This is a genomic window from Streptomyces sp. cf386 (assembly GCF_900103585.1).
Lineage (GTDB): Bacteria > Actinomycetota > Actinomycetes > Streptomycetales > Streptomycetaceae > Streptomyces.
Genome location: NZ_FNHV01000026.1, coordinates 44,601 through 58,796 on the forward strand (window position 1 = coordinate 44,601; position 14,196 = coordinate 58,796).

Here is a 14,196-nt window from a genome sequence, read left to right on the forward strand (position 1 = left end):
GGGCTCCGGGCGCTGCCCGAGTCACTCCGTGGCGATGGCCCTCAGTACGTCCAGGCGTGCCGCACGGCGCGCCGGGCGTAGGCCCGCGAGGGCTCCGGCCGTGAGGCCCACCAGGGCCACCACCGCGAGTTGCAGGGGCGGCATCGCGAAGGCGAACGTGCTGTCGCTCGCGCCGTCCGAGGCCTCGACCAGGACCCAGCCGAGGAAGGCGCCGAGGGCCAGGCCGCCGACCGTGCCGAAGGCTGCCACCAGGACCGACTCCCAGCGGACCATGGCGCGCAGCTGGGCGCGGGTCTGGCCCACGGCCCGCAGCAGACCCAGTTCGCGGGTGCGCTCGTGGATCGCCAGGGTGAGGGTGTTGGCGATGCCGAGGAGTGCGATGAGTACCGCGAGGGCGAGCAGGGCGTAGACGAGGGTGAGCATCATGTCGATGCCTCCCGCCGCGGACTGCGCGTACTCGTCCCGGGTCTGCACCTCCGGGTTGCCGTACCGGTCCGCGACCTTCTCGACCGCCGCCTTACCCGTGTCCGTGCCGACACCGTCCTTGAAGGAGACTGCGACGAGGGTGTCGGCGTCCTGGGTGCGGTGCGGGGCCCACGCGTCGCGGGTCAGAACGTAGTCGCCGGCGAGTTCGGACCGGCCGTAGACCGCGCGGACCGTGAAGGTCTCCGTACGGCCGTCGGTGAAGGTGAGGCGGGTCTTGTCGCCGGTCGTCAGGTTCTGCTTGTCGGCCTCCTTCTCGGTGACGGCGATGCCGTCGGTGCCGAGGTCGCCCAGGGAGCCGTGGACGGCGCCGAGGTCGAAGGTGCGCTCCAGGGCCGACGGGTCGGTGACCGTCAGGGCCCGGCCCTCGCCGTCGACCTCGGCGACTCCGCGGCCGAGTCCGACGGCCGTGTCCACCTCGGGCAGTCGCTGGACCGCGTCGGCCAGCCGCGGGCTCAGACCGCTGCCGCCCGCGCCGAACGACGGGGTGCTCACGGCCACGTCGCCCGCGAAGGAACGGGACACGGTCTGGTCCATCGTCGCTTTCAGGGAGGCGCCGAACACCGTGAACAGGGACACCACGGCCACGCCGATCATCAGCGCGCTCGCGGTGGCGGCCGTCCGCTTCGGGCTGCGCAGGGCGTTGCGCCGGGCGAGTCCGCCGGTGACGCCGCGCAGTCGGTCGAGGGGGCGGCCGAGGATCCGTACGGCGGTCGTGGAGGCGACCGGGCCGAGGACCACGAAGGCGACCAGGGCGAGGACGGCGCCGGTTCCGGCCAGCCAGAGCGACGGGGACACGAGGACGCCGCTGAGCGTCACTCCGATCGCCAGGGCGATCAGGCCCAGGCCGGTGACGGCACGCAGACGGGAGGCGCCCGACGTGTCGACGGCCGTCTCCCGCAGGGCCGCCAGCGGTGCGGTGCGGCCGGCGCGCACGGCGGGCACAAGCGCGGAGCCGAGGCAGACCACGATGCCGACCGCGAGCGGCAGGGCCATGGAGAGCCCGCTGATCACCAAGTCGCCTTCGGGGAAGGGGAATCCGATCGCCGGGAACAGCGCCTGGAGGCCTGCCGCGATACCGATACCGCCTGCCAGGCCTGCCGCAGACGCGGTCACGGCCACGGCGGTCGCTTCTACGAGGGTCGACGCGGTGACCTGGCGGCGTGAGGCTCCGAGAGCGCGCAACAGGGCGTTCTCGCGGGTGCGTTGGGCCACGACGATCGCGAAGGTGTTGTGGATGGAGAAGGTCGCGACCAGCAGGGCGACGCCGGAGAAGACCAGGAGGAAGGTGGTGAAGACGGTCAGGAACTGGCTGGAGATCATGTCGGTGTTCTCCTGGGCCGACTCCTGACCGGTGATGGCCTCAATTCCCTTGGGCAGTACGGGAGTCAGAGCGTCCACCAGCTCCTGCTGGCTGACGCCGGGCCCGGCCCGCACCTGGATGCTCGCCGCCTCGCCGGGCCGCGCGGTGAGGTACTTCTCGGCGTCCGCCTGGGTCATTCCGGTGAAGGTCACCTGGGCCATGCCGTCCTCGCCGCCGAAGGTCGCGAGGCCGACGATCGTCACCTTGACCGGGTCCGGCGTACGCAGGGTCGTCGTGTCGCCGATCTTGAGGCCGCCGCGCTCGGCGGTGCCGCGGTCGACGACGACCTCGCCGGACTTCTGCGGGATGCGGCCGTCGGCGAGTTGGTAGGCGTTGAGTTCGGGGTCGGCGATCCAGTTGCCGGCAAGGGTGGGCGGGCCCTGGCCGCCGATCGGCTCGCCGTTCCTGCCTACGAGCTGACCGGCGCCCTGGATGTTGGGCGCGACGGCTGCGACGCCGGGGACCTTCTCGACCGTGGTCACCAGGTCGGTGCCGACCGGCTCGCGCACGCCCTCGCTCTCGCCGGGTGTGGTGATGGCGTCGGCGCTGCGGACGACGGCGTCGGTACCGCTGGTCGCCTTGCCGAACATGGTGTCGAAGCCGGCGCGCAGTGTGTCGCCCATGACGAGCGTCCCGGCGAGGAAGGCGACGCCGAGGAAGACCGCGAGGAACGTACCGGCGAAGCGGCGCTTGTGAGCGCGCAGGGAGGACACGCTCAGGCGGACGGACGCGTTCATGACGGCACCTCGAAGGCTTTCATGCGGTCCAGGACCTTGTCGGCTGTCGGGGATTCCATACGGTCGACCAGGCGCCCGTCGGCGAGGAACACGACCTCGTCGGCGTGGGCGGCGGCCACGGGGTCGTGGGTGACCATGACGACCGTGCGGGCCGTCTGACGCACCGCGCGGCCGAGCAGGCCGAGGACCTCCTCGCCGGAACGGGAGTCGAGGTTGCCCGTCGGCTCGTCGGCGAAGACGACGTCCGGCCGCCCCGCGAACGCCCTCGCCACGGCGACTCGCTGCTGCTGGCCGCCGGAGAGTTCCGAGGGGCGGTGGTGGAGCCGGTCGCGCAGGCCGACGACGTCGATGAGCGCGTCGATCCATTCCTTGTCGCCGCTGTCGCCCTTGCCGCCCTTACCGCCCTTGCTGCCCGCGAGGTCCAGCGGCAGTGTGATGTTCTCCGCGACGGTCAGCGTCGGTACCAGGTTGAAGGCCTGGAAGACGAAGCCGACGCGGTCACGCCGCAGCAGGGTCAGGCGGCGGTCGTCGAGGCTGCTCAGCTCGGTGTCGCCGATGTGGGCGGTGCCCGAGGTGAGCGTGTCGAGACCGGCCGCGCAGTGCATCAGGGTGGACTTGCCGGAGCCCGAGGGCCCCATGATCGCGGTGAAGCGGCCGACGGGGAAGTCGACGCTCACCCCGTCCAGGGCCCGCACGCCGGTGTCACCGGTGCCGTACACCTTCACAGCGTCGACGACACGGGCGGCCGTCGGCGTGATCGTCGTGGCGGAGGCGGCAGACGTGGCGGACGTGGCCGTCATGACGCACCGCCCTTGCGCGTACGGCCGAACTGCTCGTCCAGGACGGACAGCCGACGCCAGTACTCGTCCTCGTCGATCTCGCCGGAGGCGAAGCGGTGGCCGAGCACGGTGATGGGCGAGTTGTCGTCGGCGGTGGGCCGCAAGGGGCCACGGCGTCCGCGCCACACCGTGCGGCGCAGCAGCATGAAGCCACCGATCACGACGGCCGCCCAGATCAGCGGGAAGAGGAGGATCCACGGGCCGGGGCCGCCGTCTGCGAAGTGAGCCAGGGTCTGCATGTCGAGTCATCTCCCGAGTCGGGTCGGTCGGTTCGTTCAAGTCGTTCGGCGATGTTCTGGTCGTTCGGTGATGTCTCGAGACTCGCGCCGGGAGGGGGTCCGGGTCGTCGTACGGCCAGCGGCAGTGCACGTACCTCGCGGGGAGTACCCGGGGGTGGTTCCGCTGCTCCGGACGGCCCTCTACTTCTGTAACTACTAGTATGTACAGTGTGGATATGAGCACCTCGGACCGACTGATCGAGTCCACCCGCGAGCTGCTGTGGGAGCGCGGATATGTGGGCACCAGCCCCAAGGCGATCCTGGAGCGCGCGGGCGCCGGGCAGGGCAGCATGTACCACCACTTCAAGGGGAAGCCCGATCTCGCACTCGCCGCGATCCGGCGGACCGCCGAGGAGATGCGGGATACCGCCGCGGGAGTACTCGACGGCCCGGGAACGCCCTACGAGCGCATCGAGGCGTATCTGCGGCGCGAGCGCGATGTGCTGCGCGGATGTCCGATCGGGCGGCTGACGATGGACCCGGACGTGATCGCCAGCGACGAACTGCGGGAGCCCGTCGACGAGACGCTCGACTGGCTGCGCGAGCGGCTCGCCGGGATCGTCGAGGAGGGCAAGGAACAGGGCCAGTTCGCGGACGGACTCGACGGTGAGTCGATCGCGGCGACGATCGTCGCGACCGTGCAGGGCGGCTATGTCCTCGCCCGCGCGTCCGGTTCACCCGCTGCCTTCGACGTGGGTGTCCGGGGGCTCCTCTCGCTGCTGGCCCCGCGCGACGGCACCCGTACTTCTTGAAGGGACTTGGCATGCATGCCATGCAGTACGAGTTCACCCTGCCCGCCGACTACGACATGGACGTCATCCGCTCCCGCGTCGCCCGCGTCGGGCATCTGCTGGACGACTGGCACGGCCTCGGCGTCAAGGCGTATCTGCTGCGCGAGCGCAGCGTGCACGGCTCGCCGGTCAACCAGTACGGGCCCTTCTACCTCTGGAACACCGTGGAGGGAATGAACGACTTCCTGTGGGGAGGCGCCTTCCAAGGGCCCGTGAACGACTTCGGGCGGCCACGGGTGCGTCAGTGGACGGGGGTCGCGTACGAGGAGGGAGGTGCTGCGGACTCCCCTGCCGCGTTTGCGGTGCGTCGGTGCCAACCGGTGCCGGAAGGTGTGGAGTTGGGCGCGTTCATGGCGGACTCGGTGGACGAGACCGAGCGGCTGGCGGCGCAGGACGGCGCCCTGCTGGCCGCGGCCGTCGTCGACACGCGCGCGTGGGAGCTGGTCCACTTCTCGCTCTGGGCGCACGACACGCCCAAGGCGGAGGGCGAGGTGTACCGGGTGCTGCACCTGTCGGCGCCGGGGCGCGGCGCGTTGCCGCGAGGCCGGCAGTGGTGAGCACGGTCCGTACGGTCCTCGGCGACATCCGGCCCGAGGAACTCGGCGTGTGCGACGCACACGACCACCTCTTCCTGAGCACCCCGCAGCTGCCCGGCCAGGAGCTCAACGACGCCGCCTCCGCGCGCGCCGAGTTGGCCGCGTTCCGCGGTGCCGGTGGCTCGGCCGTCGTGCAGTGGACGCCGTACGGCATGGGACGCCGGGCCGCCGACCTGCCTCTGCTGTCCCGGGCCACCGGGGTGCACCTGGTCTGCGCGACGGGACTGCACCAAGCGGTGCACTACGCCCCGGAGTTGCTCGACGAACTGCGCGGAGGGCCGGCCGACGTCTTCGTGTCCGAACTGACCGAGGGCATCGGCACGTCGGGGGTCCGCGCCGGGTTCATCAAGGTCGCCGGCGGTTTCCATGCCCTTGACACACACGCCCGCTGGACGATGACCGCAGCGGCCGAGGCGCACCACGCCACGGGCGTGTCCATCGCCGTGCACCTGGAGCTGGGGACGGGCGCGCTCGACGTGCTGGACCTGCTGTGCGGCGAGTTGGGCGTCCCGCCGTCCCGGGTGATCCTCGGCCACGTCAACCGCTCCCCCGACCTCCTGGTCCACCGCCAGGCCGCCGAAGCGGGCTGCTGGCTGGCCTTCGACGGGCCCTCGCGCGCTCATCACGCCACCGACTGGCGCATGCCGGACGCGATGCGGGCGCTGGCCGAGGCCGGGTTCGGACACCGGCTGCTGCTCGGCGGGGACACCGTCGTCGCCGGGGCACGGTCGGTCGACGGGGGTCCCGGGATGCCGTATCTGCTGCGCCGGGTGAGACCGAGGCTCGCGCTCGCCCTCGGTGAGGAGCTGGTCGACCGCATCCTCATCGACAACCCCAGCCGGGCCTTCGCCGTCGACTGGCGCTGATCCGCGGCGGCCGGGGTGGCCGAGGTGGCCGGATCGTGTTGATCTTTGACCCGCATCTGCTCGTACGAGTGCACCTTCTGTGTGCCGTGCGGCCATACCCTGCGGGACGTCTGTCCCCACTTCGGTGGCGAGCTGTTGCCCAGACCTCGGCGTTCGTGACGTTCGCGACGTTCATGATGTTCGTGACGTACTAAGCCACGGCGATGTCCACGGACGGCCGGAGTTTCGCGGCCACGGCCAGGGCCTCATGCACGGGGTGGGAGTCGAAGGCCGTCAACAAGGCGGTGTCCGCAGGGTGTTCGGCGGCCGGGTACGCGATCTGCTCGTACGCCGCCTGGAAGCGCGGGCCCCAGCGGCGGGCGCCGAGACGGGATGTGCGGGAGCAGTTGTCGACCATGTACGCGACGTCCCGGGCGTGCATGTAGGGCAGCAGAGAGTCGACGGCCTCGATGACCGACTCGTTGACGATCTCCGACCAGGGGTGGCCCCGCTCGGCGAACTCGTCTACCTGGGCCGTCATCGGGGCGACGAACACCCCGGCGGTGAACGGGTCGACGGGCAGCTCCCGTTCGGCCCGCCGGGCATGCGCCCGCTCGCCGACCGTCCACATCGGTGAGCCGCCGATCCTGCTCATCGGGCGTGCGCCGAGCCTCCGTTCGGCCAGGATGACGCTGCGCAGCTCGGTGCCGTCGGCGACCTCGTCGTAGATCTCGGCGACGACCTCGCGGGCGGGCCCGTACGTCGCCGTGTAGGCGCGGTCGAAGATGTCCCGGCCCTCGGTGTCGAGGCCATAGCGCACGGCACGCAGTCCCGCGCTCGAGATCGTGAACAACCCTGCGGGTCAATACACCTAGCCCCTGCCGGCGTCCAGGCGTGCGATGCGCGCCACGTTCTCCCGGTCCTCCGCGTCCCCGCTCGGCTCGCCGGCGAACCAGGCGTCGAGGATCTCCTTGAGCAGCGGCTCGGACGTGAGGCGCAGGCTGAGGGCGAGCACGTTGGCGTCGTTCCAGCGGCGGGCGCCGTCGGCGGTGTACGCGTCCGTGCACAGGGCGGCCCGTACGCCCGGCACCTTGTTCGCGGCGATGGAGGCGCCCGTGCCGGTCCAGCAGCACACGACGGCCTGGTCGACGGTCCCCTCGGCGACCTCGCGGGCGGCGGCCTCCGAGCAGGCGGCCCACTGGGGGTCGGCGCCGGGGCTGAGCGCGCCGTATGTCACCACCTCGTGGCCGCGGTCGCGCAGCTCGGTGACGAGCGAGCGCGCCACCGGTTCGTCCATGTCCGAGGAGACGGAGATCCGCATGTCACGAAGCGTACCCAGGTCCTCGCCGGGGCTGCGGGCGACTAGCCACGCCGACCCTGCACATCGAGCATCCGATCACGGACTTCGACAGACGCGGCCGTACGCCACTACCGCGTCCAGCAGCTACGACGTCAGCGCACCCAGCGGATCGTCCAGCACCGGCTGCCAGGCCAACTCGGCCGCGCCGACCAGGCTGTTGTGGTCGAGCGTGCACGCGAGGATCGGTACGCCGCCGCTCTGGCCCCACAGGCTGCGGTCGGCGACGACGGCGCGCAGGCGTTCGGGGTCGGCGTCGAGGAGGGTGCGGTGGAGGCCGCCGAGGATGATGCGGTCCGGGTTGAGGATGTTGACCAGGCCGGCGAGGCCGAGGCCGAGGCGGTCGATGAGGGCCTCGGTGGCGATGCGGATCGCCGGGTCGTCGTACTGGGTGCGGATCAGGTCGATGGCCTGCTGGAGCAGGGACACCTCCGGGCCGGGCTCGCGGCCGGCCGCCGTGAGGAACGCCAGCGGGTCGGCCTCGACGTCCAGGCAGCCCCGGCTGCCGCAGTGGCAGGGTCTGCCCTCGGGGTTCACGGTGAGGTGGCCGACCTCCAGGGCCAGGCCCGAACTGCCGGTGTGCAGGCGGCCGTCCAGCACGAGCGCGCCGCCGACACCCCGGTGCCCGGTGGCCACGCACAGCAGGTCGCGCGAGCCGCGCCCCGCGCCGTGCCGGTGCTCGGCGAGCGCGGCGAGGTTGACGTCGTTGCCGGTGAACGCCGGTCCGGTGATCCCGGCCGCGCGCACGCACTCCGTGAAGATACGGCGGACGGGCGCGCCCACGGGCCAGGCGAGGTGCAAGGGGTTGAGCGCCAGGCCGTCGGGTTCCGCGACCGCCGAGGGGACGGCCAGGCCCGCGCCGACGCAGCGTCGGCCCGTCGTGTGCAGCAGCTCGGCGCCCGCCTCGACCACCGAGCCGAGCACTTTCGCCGGGTCGGCGTCGACCGTCTCGCAGCCGGGCGCGGTGGCGACGATACGGCCGCCGAGGCCGACCAGCGCCGCCCGGAAACCGTCGGCGTGGACCTGCGCGGCGAGGACGACCGGCCCGTCCTCGGCGACCGACAGCCGGTGCGAGGGCCGCCCCTGCGAACCGGCGGCGGCGCCGGGCCGGGCGTCGACCTTGATCAGCCCGAGCGCCTCCAGCTCGGCGGCGACCGCGCCGGCCGTGGCCCGGGTCACGCCGAGTTCGGCGGTCAGGACGGCACGCGTGGGCGCGCGCCCGGTGTGCACGAGCTCCAACGCGGGCCCGAGCGCGCCGCGCCCCCGGTCCAACCGCGTCCTCGAGGTGGTCCCTTCCCCCGCCGGCCGGGGGTCCGCCTTGCCGCTCATGAGGGCGAGTCTCCCATGATCCGCAGCTGTGGCGGCCTACAGGCCGCTCACTCTGAGCGTGATGTTCAACCGCCCGGTCAGCCCCAACTCAGGGGGTGCGCTGCCCGGCTGCACCTTCGGCACCCCGTGGTAGGCGAGCCGCGAGGGGCCGCCGAACACGAACAGGTCGCCGCTGCGCAGCTCGACGTCCGTGTACGGCCGCGCCCGGGTCTCGGTGTTACCGAAGCGGAAGACGCAGGTGTCGCCGAGGCTCAGGGACACCACCGGCGCTTCCGACTTCTCGTCGCTGTCGCGGTGCATGCCCATGCGGGCGTCGGCGTCGTAGAAGTTGATCAGTGCGATGTCGTACGCCGCCGCCCCCGGTGCGTCCAGTGCGTCCCGCACCGCGCGGCGGCCCAGCTCGTCGAGCCACTCGGGGAAGGGTTTCACCGGGGCGCCGTCGCCGTCGACGACCGTGCGGGCGTATGCGTACGGGTACCAGTGCCAGCCGAGGCAGACCTGCCGGGCGGTCATCGTGCCGCCGCCCGGGGTGCGGACGGTGCGCAGGCCGGCCGGTGGGAGCGCCCACGCCCGGCAGGCCGCCAGCAGCTCGCGCTGGCGCTCCGCGTCCAGCCAGTCGGGCACATGCACCGCGCCCGGCGCGACCTCCGTACGCTCCCGGGGGAACAGCTCGGCGTCCATGCCCCCATCCTCCCGCACCGGTCGTGAGCTGCGGCTCGGCCGGCCGCCGGGGTCGCTTAGCCTTGACGCACGATGAACGACCGTATGACGACGCCCTGGGGCGAGCTCGCGCTGACCCGTTTCCCCGAGGACCCGCGTGACAGGCTGCGCGCCTGGGACGCCTCCGACGAGTACCTCCTCAGGCACCTGGCGGAGCAGGAGATCCCGCTGTCCGGGACGGTCGTGGTCCTCGGTGACCGCTGGGGCGCCCTGGTCACGGCCCTCGCGGAGCACCGGCCGACGCAGATCACGGACTCCTGCATCGCCCAGGAGGCGACCCGGGCCAACCTCGCCCGGCTCGGCGTCGAGCCCGGCGCCGCCCGGCTGCTGACCACGCAGGACACACCACCGGACCGTATCGACGTGCTGCTCGTGCGGGTGCCGAAGAGCCTGGCGCTGCTTGAGGACCAGCTGCTGCGGCTGGCGCCCTCCGTACACGAGGGCACGGTGGTCGTCGGCACGGGCATGGTGAAGGAGATCCACACCTCGACGCTCCAGCTGTTCGAGCGGATCCTCGGCCCGACCCGCACCTCGCTCGCGGAGAAGAAGGCCCGGCTGATCTTCTGCACGCCCGAGCCGTCGCGGACACGGCCCGCGAACCCGTGGCCGTACACCTACCGGCTCCCCGACGGCATCGGCGCCGTCTCGGGGCGCACGGTCGTCAATCACGCCGGTGTCTTCTGCGCCGACCGGCTCGACATCGGGACGCGGTTCCTCCTCGGGCATCTGCCGGACGTCAAGGGGCCCCAGCGGGTGGTGGACCTCGGGTGCGGCAACGGCGTCGTCGGTACGGCGGTGGCGCTGGCGAACCCGGAGGCCGAGGTACTGTTCGTGGACGAGTCGTTCCAGGCCGTGGCGTCGGCGGAGGCGACGTACCGGGCGAACGGGGTGCCGGGACACGCCGAGTTCCGGGTCGGGGACGGGATGGCGGGCGTACCGGCCGGGAGTGTCGACCTCGTGCTCAACAATCCGCCGTTCCACTCCCACCAGGCGACCACCGACGCGACGGCCTGGCGGATGTTCACCGGGGCGCGGCGCGCGCTCCGGCCGGGCGGTGAGCTGTGGGTGATCGGCAATCGGCATCTCGGCTATCACGTGAAGCTGCGGCGGCTGTTCGGCAACAGTCAACTCGTCGCCAGTGACCGGAAGTTCGTGGTGCTGAGAGCCGTCAAGAAGTAGCGGTGGGGGCCGGGTCCCCGACGCGGTAGCGGTTCAGACGGTACGACTCGATCTCGCGACGCCGGATCACCGCCATGGCCCGCAGCAGCAGCCGTACGGAGAGGGGTACGGCGCTGCGGACGGGGCCGGCGAAGTCGGCGAAGGTGCGTGACTCGGCGAGCTGGACGTCCGGGCGCCAGGACTCGACCTCCCCGGGGTCGTCGCAGCTCCAGCGCATGCGCGCGGCCATCTTGGCGAGGACGTCATGGCTGTCCTGCCGGTCGACCATGTGGCCGCTCGCGGTCTCCAGGGCCAGCTCGGCTCCGGGCAGCCGGTCGGCGACGAGGTCGAACACCGAGCGGACCCGGTCCTCGTCGAGGTAGATCAGGACGGCCTCGGCGGCGAGGAAGTACGGCCCCGGGCTCGCGCGTACCGCCTCGGCCCAGGCTGGGTCGGTGACGGAGGCGGCGAGGGTGCGCCTGCGGTCGGTGTCCTGGAAGAAGGTGCGGCGCAGGGTGATGACGTCGGGCAGGTCGAGATCGAACCAGTGGACCGTGCCGTTGTCCAGGCGTTCGAACCGGGTGTTGAGGCCGGTGCCGATCTCCACGACCGTGCCGGCCGGATGGCGGCGCAGGAAGTCGGCCACCCAGGCGTCGAACTGGAGGGTGCGCAGGGTGGCGCCGATCAGGCTCTTCGCCCCGTCGAAGCGCGAGAAGTCGTAGTCGAGGGAGTCGACCATCTCCACGGCCTTCGGGTCGTGGATCAGTCCGTTGCGCTTGCGTGTCTGCACCGCCCGCCCGTAGAGCGGGATGAGCAACGTCTCCTGGATCTCGCCCAGTTCAGGCACGCGCTTCGACTTAGGCATACCTAAGTATGCACACGGTGCGTTCGGTCAGGGAGCCCTCAGGACCCCGATGATGTCGGCCACCGCCCGCACCATCGCCTCCCGTCCCACGCTCAGGTACTTGCGTGAGTCGACGGCCTCGGGGTGGGCGGCGAGGAAGTCGCGGATCGCCGCCGTCATGGCGATGTTGAGGGCCGTGCCGACGTTGACCTTGGCGATGCCGCCCGCGACCGCCGCCGTCAGTTCGTCGTCGGGGACGCCCGAGGAACCGTGCAGGACCAGGGGCACCTCCAGGGTGGCGGCGAGGCGCTTGAGGAGGTCGTGGTCGAGGGTGGCGGTGCGGGTGGTCATGGCGTGCGAGCTGCCGATGGCCACCGCAAGGGCGTCGACGCCGGAGTCGCTGACGAAGGCGTGGGCCTCGGCGGGGTCGGTGCGGGCTCCGGGGGCGTGGGCGTCGAGGGGTGGCTCGCCGTTCTTGCCGCCCAGGCGCCCCAACTCGGCCTCGATCCAAAGACCTTGGGCATGCGCCCAGTCGACGGCCGCCTTCGTCGCGGCGAGGTTGTCCGCGTACGGCAGTCTGGCCGCGTCGTACATCACCGAGCTGAAACCGGCGTCCGGCGCCTGGCGCAACAGGTCGTCGCTCTGGATGTGGTCGAGGTGCAGTGCGACGGGGACGGCGGCGCGTTCGGCGGCTGCGACGGCAGCGCGGGCCAGCGGCAGGAGCCGTCCGTAGCGGAACTTGACGGCGTTCTCGCTGACTTGGAGGACGACCGGTGAACTCACCGACTCGGCACCGGCGATGACCGCCTCGATGTGCTCCAGGGTGATGACGTTGAAGGCGGCGACGGCGGAGCGGACTGCGGCGGCGTCGGCGATGAGCTCGCCGGTGGTCACGAGAGGCACGGCCTGTCCTTTCTCGGCACGTCAGGGGCGCACCGGCGGGCGAGGGGACGTCATGGCGAAGGCTCGCCATGGGCAGGGGCTCCGTCAGGGGGCGAGGATCACCGAGCGGGTGAGGTGACGCGGCCGGTCCGGATCGAGCCCTCGGGCGGCGGCGACGGCGACGGCGAGCCGCTGGGCGCGGACCAGTTCGGCGAGGGGGTCGAGGCGGCCCTCGACCCACAACCCGCCCGTGGAACGCACCTGTTCCGCCAGCCCTTCGGGCGCCTCGCCGAACATCCAGGTCGCGGTGCCGTTCGTGGTGATGCTGATCGGGCCGTGCCGGTACTCCATCGCCGGGTAGGCCTCGGTCCAGGACAGGGACGCCTCGCGCATCTTCAGCCCGGCTTCGTTGGCCAGTCCCACGGTCCAGCCGCGGCCCAGGAAGGTGAACTGCCCGCATTCCACGAGCCCTTCGGGCAGTTCGGCGGCGAGCGCGACGCGGGCGTCGGCCACGGCCGCGTCGGTGTGCAGGCCGAGGTGGGCGCGGAGCAGGGTGAGGGCGGTGGTCGCGAACCGGGTCTGGACGACGGACCGTTCGTCCGCGTAGTCGAGGACGACGATGTCGTGCGCTGCCGCCATGACGGGCGTGTTCGGGTCGGCGGTGATCGCCGCGGTGCGGGTGCGTCCCTTCAACCGGCCCAGCAGGTCGAGGACTTCGGTGGTGGTGCCGGAGCGGGTGAGGGCGAGGACACGGTCGTACGTCCGCCCGTGCGGGAACTCCGATGCGGCGAAGGCGTCCGTCTCCCCCTGGCCCGCCCCCTCGCGCAGTGCGGCGATCGCCTGCGCCATGAAGTACGACGTCCCGCAACCGACGACCGCGACCCGCTCCCGCGGCGCCGGCAGCACCCCGCCGAGGCCGACCGCCTCCGCCGCGGCGCGCGTCCAGCACTCGGGCTGACTGTTGAGCTCGTCCTCGACATGCGTCATGCCGCCACCGTCCCGGCTTCCACTGAGCCTCATACTCATTCAAGGCATGCTTGTTCTTGCAAGATATAGCCATCTTTCGAGCAGAATCAAGCAATCGGGCGGAAGAGCGTGCGCTAAGGTCGCCGGAGACAGAGGAATGGAGGGCGGATGTCGCGCGATGCCCGCTGGAAGGCGCTGCTGGAGCTGCTCGTCGAGCGGGGCCGGCTGGACGTCGAGGAGGCAGCCGCCGAGCTGGAGGTCTCCGCCGCCACGATCCGCCGCGACTTCGACCAGCTCGCCGAGCAGCAGATGCTGGTCCGCACCCGGGGCGGCGCCGTCGTGCACGGGGTGTCGTACGAACTGCCGCTGCGCTACAAGACCGCCCGGCACGCCTCCGAGAAGCAGCGCATCGCCAAGGCGGTGGCCGACCTCATCGCGCCCGGCGAGGCGGTGGGCCTGACCGGCGGCACGACGACCACCGAGGTGGCACGCGCCCTGGCGGTGCGCAGCGACCTGGTGTCCGGCTCGCCCGCCCTGACCGTCGTCACGAACGCGCTGAACATCGCCAATGAGCTGGCCGTGCGCCCCCAGTTCAAGATCGTGGTCACCGGCGGCGTCGCGCGCCCGCAGTCGTACGAGCTCATCGGGCCGCTCGCGGACGGGGTGCTGGCCCAGATCACGATCGATGTGGCGGTGCTCGGCGTCGTCGCCCTCGACGCCACGCACGGCGCCGCCGCGCACGACGAGGCGGAGGCGGCGATCAACCGGCTGCTGTGCGAGCGCGCCGAGCGGGTGATCGTGGCGGCGGACTCCAGCAAGCTGGGCCAGCGGGCGTTCGCCCGGATCTGCGCGACCGACGCGGTGGACACCCTGGTCACGGACACGGCGGCCCCGGCGGAGACGGTGCGGCGCTTCGAGGAGGCGGGGCTGCAGGTCATCACGGTCTGACCGACCCCGGGCTCCGATCACGGCCCCATTCCCGCGCCGCCTCCCGTCAGCGGCTTGCCC

15 protein-coding genes and 1 pseudogene are annotated in these 14,196 nt (G+C 72.0%); 6 read left to right on the top strand and 10 right to left on the bottom strand.

Features of this window, described 5'->3' with window-relative positions; genetic code table 11:
- Positions 1-21: 21 nt before the first annotated feature.
- The 3 genes from BLU79_RS41455 to BLU79_RS41465 are packed head-to-tail and all read right to left on the bottom strand — an operon-like array spanning position 22 to position 3,661.
- Positions 22-2,583 (bottom strand): ABC transporter permease, encoded by a 2,562-nt coding sequence (locus tag BLU79_RS41455; RefSeq protein ID WP_093911217.1) that lies wholly within the window; start codon positions 2,581-2,583, stop codon positions 22-24.
- On the bottom strand, positions 2,580-3,383 hold the full coding sequence (locus tag BLU79_RS41460; RefSeq protein WP_093911218.1) for an ABC transporter ATP-binding protein: 804 nt from the start codon (positions 3,381-3,383) through the stop codon (positions 2,580-2,582). Before BLU79_RS41460 ends, BLU79_RS41455 begins: the two co-directional genes overlap by 4 nt.
- A complete protein-coding gene (locus BLU79_RS41465; RefSeq protein ID WP_093911219.1) occupies positions 3,380-3,661 on the bottom strand; it encodes an SHOCT domain-containing protein in 282 nt (93 codons plus the stop codon). Before BLU79_RS41465 ends, BLU79_RS41460 begins: the two co-directional genes overlap by 4 nt.
- Before the next feature lie 215 nt (positions 3,662-3,876).
- On the opposite strand from BLU79_RS41465, the gene BLU79_RS41470 reads away from it, so the two are divergent.
- Genes BLU79_RS41470 through BLU79_RS41485 form a run of 4 tightly spaced genes read left to right on the top strand, consistent with a single transcriptional unit; the run spans position 3,877 to position 6,112 of the window.
- Entirely contained in the window at positions 3,877-4,452 is a 576-nt protein-coding gene (locus BLU79_RS41470) for a TetR/AcrR family transcriptional regulator (RefSeq protein ID WP_093911220.1), read from the top strand.
- Between the two features lie 11 nt (positions 4,453-4,463).
- Complete coding sequence (locus BLU79_RS41475; protein ID WP_093911221.1) at positions 4,464-5,048, top strand: DUF4865 family protein; 585 nt, start codon at positions 4,464-4,466, stop codon at positions 5,046-5,048.
- Positions 5,045-5,953 carry a phosphotriesterase family protein gene (locus BLU79_RS41480; protein ID WP_093911266.1) on the top strand — a complete coding sequence of 303 codons (909 nt, stop codon included), beginning with the start codon at positions 5,045-5,047 and terminating at the stop codon, positions 5,951-5,953. The genes BLU79_RS41475 and BLU79_RS41480 overlap by 4 nt, the downstream gene beginning before the upstream one ends.
- A gap of 45 nt (positions 5,954-5,998) precedes the next feature.
- Positions 5,999-6,112: a DUF1272 domain-containing protein gene (locus tag BLU79_RS41485; RefSeq protein WP_093911222.1), complete on the top strand. Its 114-nt coding sequence runs from the start codon at positions 5,999-6,001 to the stop codon at positions 6,110-6,112.
- Positions 6,113-6,143: 31 nt separating this feature from the next.
- On the opposite strand, the pseudogene BLU79_RS48465 reads toward BLU79_RS41485, so the two are convergent.
- The 4 genes and pseudogenes from BLU79_RS48465 to BLU79_RS41500 all read right to left on the bottom strand — a co-directional run.
- A pseudogene (locus BLU79_RS48465) lies at positions 6,144-6,779 on the bottom strand (ketol-acid reductoisomerase); the annotation flags it as partial.
- A 24-nt stretch (positions 6,780-6,803) separates the two neighbouring features.
- Positions 6,804-7,253 (bottom strand): RpiB/LacA/LacB family sugar-phosphate isomerase, encoded by a 450-nt coding sequence (locus tag BLU79_RS48470; protein ID WP_177001379.1) that lies wholly within the window; start codon positions 7,251-7,253, stop codon positions 6,804-6,806.
- 123 nt (positions 7,254-7,376) lie between these two features.
- Positions 7,377-8,618, bottom strand: a complete 1,242-nt coding sequence (locus BLU79_RS41495; protein WP_093911223.1) for an ROK family protein — start codon at positions 8,616-8,618, stop codon at positions 7,377-7,379.
- A gap of 36 nt (positions 8,619-8,654) precedes the next feature.
- Positions 8,655-9,299 (bottom strand): alpha-ketoglutarate-dependent dioxygenase AlkB family protein, encoded by a 645-nt coding sequence (locus tag BLU79_RS41500; protein ID WP_093911224.1) that lies wholly within the window; start codon positions 9,297-9,299, stop codon positions 8,655-8,657.
- An 84-nt stretch (positions 9,300-9,383) separates the two neighbouring features.
- Here BLU79_RS41500 and BLU79_RS41505 point away from each other — a divergent pair, with 84 nt between their 5' ends.
- On the top strand, positions 9,384-10,517 hold the full coding sequence (locus BLU79_RS41505) for a methyltransferase (protein ID WP_093911225.1): 1,134 nt from the start codon (positions 9,384-9,386) through the stop codon (positions 10,515-10,517).
- Here the strand turns inward: BLU79_RS41505 and BLU79_RS41510 are convergent.
- The 3 genes from BLU79_RS41510 to BLU79_RS41520 form a co-directional block, all read right to left on the bottom strand.
- A complete protein-coding gene (locus BLU79_RS41510; RefSeq protein ID WP_256333655.1) occupies positions 10,507-11,343 on the bottom strand; it encodes a class I SAM-dependent methyltransferase in 837 nt (278 codons plus the stop codon). The two genes, BLU79_RS41505 and BLU79_RS41510, sit on opposite strands and share 11 nt — an antisense overlap.
- Positions 11,344-11,388: 45 nt before the next feature.
- Positions 11,389-12,243, bottom strand: a complete 855-nt coding sequence (locus BLU79_RS41515; RefSeq protein ID WP_093911227.1) for a class II fructose-bisphosphate aldolase — start codon at positions 12,241-12,243, stop codon at positions 11,389-11,391.
- A gap of 84 nt (positions 12,244-12,327) precedes the next feature.
- A complete protein-coding gene (locus tag BLU79_RS41520) occupies positions 12,328-13,209 on the bottom strand; it encodes an SIS domain-containing protein (protein ID WP_093911228.1) in 882 nt (293 codons plus the stop codon).
- 147 nt (positions 13,210-13,356) lie between these two features.
- Here BLU79_RS41520 and BLU79_RS41525 point away from each other — a divergent pair, with 147 nt between their 5' ends.
- A complete protein-coding gene (locus BLU79_RS41525) occupies positions 13,357-14,136 on the top strand; it encodes a DeoR/GlpR family DNA-binding transcription regulator (RefSeq protein WP_093911229.1) in 780 nt (259 codons plus the stop codon).
- Positions 14,137-14,196: the final 60 nt, after the last annotated feature.

What these genes read in the sequence shown, in the direction of transcription:
- BLU79_RS41455 (WP_093911217.1), bottom strand. Translation starts at nt 2,583, where the DNA reads ATGAACGCGTCCGTCCGCCTGAGCGTGTCCTCCCTGCGCGCTCACAAG.
- BLU79_RS41460 (WP_093911218.1), bottom strand. Translation starts at nt 3,383, where the DNA reads ATGACGGCCACGTCCGCCACGTCTGCCGCCTCCGCCACGACGATCACG.
- BLU79_RS41465 (WP_093911219.1), bottom strand. Translation starts at nt 3,661, where the DNA reads ATGCAGACCCTGGCTCACTTCGCAGACGGCGGCCCCGGCCCGTGGATC.
- BLU79_RS41470 (WP_093911220.1), top strand. Translation starts at nt 3,877, where the DNA reads ATGAGCACCTCGGACCGACTGATCGAGTCCACCCGCGAGCTGCTGTGG.
- BLU79_RS41475 (WP_093911221.1), top strand. Translation starts at nt 4,464, where the DNA reads ATGCATGCCATGCAGTACGAGTTCACCCTGCCCGCCGACTACGACATG.
- BLU79_RS48470 (WP_177001379.1), bottom strand. Translation starts at nt 7,253, where the DNA reads ATGCGGATCTCCGTCTCCTCGGACATGGACGAACCGGTGGCGCGCTCG.
- BLU79_RS41495 (WP_093911223.1), bottom strand. Translation starts at nt 8,618, where the DNA reads ATGAGCGGCAAGGCGGACCCCCGGCCGGCGGGGGAAGGGACCACCTCG.
- BLU79_RS41500 (WP_093911224.1), bottom strand. Translation starts at nt 9,299, where the DNA reads ATGGACGCCGAGCTGTTCCCCCGGGAGCGTACGGAGGTCGCGCCGGGC.
- BLU79_RS41505 (WP_093911225.1), top strand. Translation starts at nt 9,384, where the DNA reads ATGACGACGCCCTGGGGCGAGCTCGCGCTGACCCGTTTCCCCGAGGAC.
- BLU79_RS41520 (WP_093911228.1), bottom strand. Translation starts at nt 13,209, where the DNA reads ATGACGCATGTCGAGGACGAGCTCAACAGTCAGCCCGAGTGCTGGACG.
- BLU79_RS41525 (WP_093911229.1), top strand. Translation starts at nt 13,357, where the DNA reads ATGTCGCGCGATGCCCGCTGGAAGGCGCTGCTGGAGCTGCTCGTCGAG.